This is a genomic window from Niastella vici (genome assembly GCF_002077945.1).
GTDB classification, from domain to species: domain Bacteria; phylum Bacteroidota; class Bacteroidia; order Chitinophagales; family Chitinophagaceae; genus Niastella; species Niastella vici.
On sequence record NZ_LVYD01000114.1, the window covers coordinates 1 to 3255 of the forward strand.

The following is a 3255-nucleotide window of genomic DNA, read 5'->3' on the forward strand; positions in this document are numbered from 1 at the left end:
CAACAAACCCGCGCAAGCGGGTTCTCTTTGGCAACAAAGGGTAGTTCTTTGACATATTGGGAGTAAATATTTATAAGTTGTAAATGACGAGTAATAGTAATAACTCTTTTAAAGCACTTAAGGGCGTATGGTGGATGCCTTGGCTCTGAGAGACGATGAAGGACGTGGTAAGCTGCGATAAGCCGGGGGGAACTGCACACAAGTATTATATCCCCGGATCTCCGAATGGGACAACCCAGCACATTGAAGATGTGTTACTCCGCAAGGAGGGTCAACCCTGGGAACTGAAACATCTAAGTACCAGGAGGAAAAGAAAACAATCGTGATTCCCCAAGTAGTGGCGAGCGAAAAGGGAACAGCCCAAACCTGTATTGCGTGCAGTACAGGGGTTATAGGACCTCATTTAGAAACCAACATCAAGCTGAACTTTCTGGAAAGTTAGACCATAGCAGGTGATAGTCCTGTAGGCAGAAATTGTTGGGGACGAGAGGTATCCTGAGTAAGGCGGGACCGGAGGAATCCTGCCTGAATTTGCCGGCACCATCCGGTAAGGCTAAATACTCCTCAGAGACCGATAGTGAACCAGTACCGTAAGGGAAAGGTGAAAAGCACCCTAAACAAGGGAGTGAAATAGTACCTGAAACCGTGCGCCTACAAGCGGTCGGAGCAACGTAAGTTGTGACGGCGTGCCTTTTGCATAATGAGCCTACGAGTTACTCCTCACTGGCGAGGTTAAGTACTTAAGTTACGGAGCCGTAGCGAAAGCGAGTCCGAACAGGGCGTTTAGTCAGTGGGGGTAGACGCGAAACTTTGTGATCTATCCATGGGCAGGTTGAAGGTGTGGTAACACACACTGGAGGACCGAACTCATTAGCGTTGAAAAGCTATGGGATGACCTGTGGATAGGGGTGAAAGGCCAATCAAACTGAGAGATAGCTCGTTCTCCCCGAAATGTTTTTAGGAACAGCCTCGGATATAGATGTTTGCTAGAGGTAGAGCTACTGATTGGGCTAGGGGGCTTCACCGCCTACCAAACCCTGACAAACTCCGAATGCTAGCAAATTTCTCCGGGAGTGAGGCTGCGGGTGCTAAGATCCGTGGCCGAGAGGGAAATAACCCAGATTAGCAGCTAAGGTCCCTAATACGTAGTTAAGTTGATCAAACGAGGTGGGACTTCTATAACAGCCAGGATGTTGGCTTGGAAGCAGCCATTCATTTAAAGAGTGCGTAACAGCTCACTGGTCGAGAGGTCCTGCACGGAAAATAATCGGGCATCAAACTACGAACCGAAGCTCTAAGATTGCCGCTAGGCGGTATATCGGTAGGGGAGCATTGAAACCTGCATCGAAGGTGTGTGGTGACGCATGCTGGAGCGGTTTCAAAAGAAAATGTAGGCATAAGTAGCGATAAAAGTAGTGAAAAACTACTTCACCGTAAGACTAAGGGTTCCTGATCAACGTTAATCGGATCAGGGTTAGTCGGGTCCTTAGGCAAACCCGAAAGGGGCAGCTGATGGAAAACTGGTTAATATTCCAGTACTCGCTTTAATTTCGATGGAGTGACGCAGAAGTGAACAGCACACGAGGGAAACGGAATTCCCCGTTTAAGCACGTAGCTATAGGGATTGCAGGCAAATCCGCAGTTCTTGGCGAAATGTGAAAGTATATGAGGGCTTCGGCCTGATTGAGTGCTCTAATAGCTGCCGAGAAAAACTTCTAAGGTTAGGTTAAAGCGACCCGTACCGCAAACCGACACAGGTAGTCGAGGCGAATAGCCTAAGGTGCTCGGGTGAGCCGTGGAGAAGGAACTAGGCAAACTGTGGCTGTAACTTCGGGATAAAGCCAACCACCTTCTGGGTGGTCTCAGTAAAATGGTTCAACCAACTGTTTAACAAAAACACAGGGCCCTGCAAAATCGTAAGATGACGTATAGAGCCTGATACCTGCCCGGTGCTGGAAGGTTAAGGAAGGATGTTCGGCGCAAGCCAAAGCTTCTGACTGAAGCCCCAGTAAACGGCGGCCGTAACTATAACGGTCCTAAGGTAGCGAAATTCCTTGTCGGGTAAGTTCCGACCTGCACGAATGGTCTAATGAGTTGAACACTGTCTCCTCCACGAGCCCGGCGAAATTGTAGTATCGGTGAAGATGCCGGTTACCCGTCACGGGACGGAAAGACCCCGTGAACCTTCACTACAACTTTGCATTGATTTTGAGCAACCGATGTGTAGAATAGTTGGGACGCTATGAAGTGGTGCCGCCAGGTGTCATGGAGCGGTCGTTGAAATACCAACCTTCGTTTGCTTAGAGTCTAATCCCTTCCGGGAAACAGTGCATGGTGGGTAGTTTGACTGGGGTGGTCGCCTCCTAAAAAGTAACGGAGGCTTGCAAAGGTTCCCTCAGTACGGTTGGTAATCGTACGCAGAGCGCATTAGTATAAGGGAGCTTGACTGTGAGACAGACAAGTCTAGCAGGGGCGAAAGCCGGCTAAAGTGATCCGGTGGTTCTGCATGGAAGGGCCATCGCTCAAAGGATAAAAGGTACTCCGGGGATAACAGGCTGATCTCCCCCAAGAGCTCATATCGACGGGGAGGTTTGGCACCTCGATGTCGGTTCGTCACATCCTGGGGCTGGAGAAGGTCCCAAGGGTTCGGCTGTTCGCCGATTAAAGTGGCACGTGAACTGGGTTCAGAACGTCGCAAGACAGTTCGGTCCCTATCTGTGATGGGCGTTAGAATATTGAGTGGACATGACCTTAGTACGAGAGGACCGGGTCGTACACACCGCTGGTGTATCTGTTGTGCCGCCAGGTGCAGTGCAGAGTAGCTATGTGTGGCCAGGATAAACGCTGAAAGCATCTAAGCGTGAAACCTTCCACGAGATGAGTATTCTTTTAAGGGTCGTCAAAGACTATGACGTTGATAGGCTACAGATGTAAAAGTGGTAACACTAAAGTCGAGTAGTACTAATTACCCGTACGCTTTAATTTTTTTTAACAATTTTGAAATTATCAATAAGTTGTTAGTTCTATTGTCTCTCATTTACAACTTTCCCAATATGACCTTATTATGGTTGTTAACGAAAGTTATCAGCTAAAGATCTTATGGTGGTTTTACCGAGGGTGTTCACCTCTTCCCATTCCGAACAGAGAAGTTAAGCCCCTCATGGCCGATGGTACTGCATCTCGCGGGAGAGTAGGTAGCTGCCATATTTATTACAAAAAGCCTTTTGAACTTGTGTTCAAGAGGCTTTTTGCTTT

The 3255-nt window shown here is 48.4% G+C and carries 2 rRNA genes; both read left to right on the plus strand.

The features are described 5' to 3' along the window. The first annotated feature begins 107 nt into the window (after positions 1-107). Positions 108-2985: ribosomal RNA gene (locus A3860_RS37535) — 23S ribosomal RNA — on the plus strand. A 113-nt stretch (positions 2986-3098) separates the two neighbouring features. After that, positions 3099-3207: ribosomal RNA gene (gene rrf / locus A3860_RS37540) — 5S ribosomal RNA — on the plus strand. Positions 3208-3255: the final 48 nt, after the last annotated feature.